Origin of the sequence: Candidatus Collinsella stercoripullorum, from assembly GCF_027669965.1 — a bacterium.
Classification (GTDB): domain Bacteria; phylum Actinomycetota; class Coriobacteriia; order Coriobacteriales; family Coriobacteriaceae; genus Collinsella; species Collinsella stercoripullorum.
Genome location: NZ_JAQECM010000100.1, coordinates 1 through 1,567, shown reverse-complemented (window position 1 = coordinate 1,567; position 1,567 = coordinate 1). Strand labels below are relative to the sequence as shown.

Sequence of the window (1,567 nt, the reverse complement as noted above, 5' to 3'; positions counted from 1 at the left end):
TGGCTCTTCGGTGGTTTCTGTGGGAGAGATTCCGGCATAGGCCCAGCTCAGCGGGCGAAAACAACGATCTGGAACTGAAACGGCCCCGGGAGGGGCCGTTTCCGCGTCATCCGCCTATGATTGCTAAGCCAAATTCAGACAACCGAAGAGGTGTGACGCATGAAGAGTCTACTACTTCTCGCCCTCGGTCTGGCCCGCACGGTCGTCCTGGGCGCGCGCATCGAGGCCGAGCGCATCGTCGTGAGCGTCCGGCCCTACAAGCGCGAGCAGCGCCGCTGCCCCGTATGCGGCAGGGCCTGCGACTTCTACGACATGGCGAACCGCGGGGCCCCCAGGCTGTGGAGGGCGATGGACCTGGCGCGCTCGGCCTGCTACCTGGAGTACGCGCCCTGCAGGGTGCGCTGCCCGGAGCACGGCGTGCGCACCGAGGCCGTCCCCTGGGCGCGGCACGGGGCGCGCTTCACGCGCGACTTCGAGGACTGGGTGGCGTGGCTGGCGGTCCGCTGCACCGCCCCGGCGGTCTCCGAGCTCGCCCGCGTCGAGTGGCACGGCGTGGGCGGCGCGTGCAGGCGCGTCTACGCCGAGCTGGAGGCCGCGCGCGGCGCCTCGAGGCTCGACGGCGTGCGCCGCATCGGCATCGACGAGACGTCGTACAAGAGGGGCCACGGGTACGTCACGGTGGTCGTCGGCCACGACCGCGGCTGCCTCGTCTGGGCGCACGAGGGCACCGGCAAGGACGTGCTCAACCTGTCCCTCGACGGGCTCGCGCGCGAGCAGAGGCGCGCCATGGAGGTGGTGGCCGCCGACGGCGCGAGGCGGATAGGGCAGCTGGCCAAGCGCCGCTGCCCCAACGCGAGGTGGGTCATGGACCCCTTCCGCGTGGTCCAGTGGATGAACGGCGCGCCCGACGCCGTGCGCTGCGGGGAGTGGAACGCCGCCAGGGCCGCCGCCAGGGCCGCCAGGCCCAGGCCCGAGGGCAAGCGCGGCAGGCCTGCCAAAGGCGAGCTGCCGCCCGAGGAGGTCAGGGCGCTCGGGGAGGAGGCGGCCTCCATCAAGGGCAGCCGCTACGCGCTCGTGAAGAACCCCGAGGACCTCACCGACGGCCAGAGGGCGAGGCTCGAGGCGCTCAAGAAGAGGGCCGGCTCGCGGCTGGTCAGGGCCTGGGAGCTCAAGGAGGACCTGCGGGCCGTCTTCCGGGCAGCCGACGGCTCCGAGGCCGCCGAGCTGCTCGACGACTGGATGCACAGGGCCGCCTACTGCAAGATCGCCAAGGTCGTCGCCGTGGAGAAGAAGGTGCGCCGCCGGCGCGACGACATCATCGCCGCAGTCGAGCTCGGCATCAGCAACGGGCGCGTAGAGGCCATCAACAACAAGATCAAGGTGACGGTGAGGATGGGCTACGGCTTCCGCAACACCGACAACCTCGTGGCCCTGCTCATGCTCAGGTGCGGCGACTGCCAGCCCCAGCTCCCGGGTCGCCCGGTGAAGGCGAGGAAGAAGGGCGTGAAGGGAGCGAAGAGCGTTGCTGCCTAGGCTAGCCCCTTGTCACACAAACTACCGAAGCCTC

The 1,567-nt window shown here is 70.5% G+C and carries 1 protein-coding gene; it reads left to right on the top strand.

All coding sequences use genetic code 11. The features are described 5' to 3' along the window. Positions 1-159 precede the first annotated feature (159 nt). On the top strand, positions 160-1,533 hold the full coding sequence (locus PHA29_RS10505) for an ISL3 family transposase (RefSeq protein WP_270849583.1): 1,374 nt from the start codon (positions 160-162) through the stop codon (positions 1,531-1,533). Positions 1,534-1,567 lie beyond the last annotated feature (34 nt).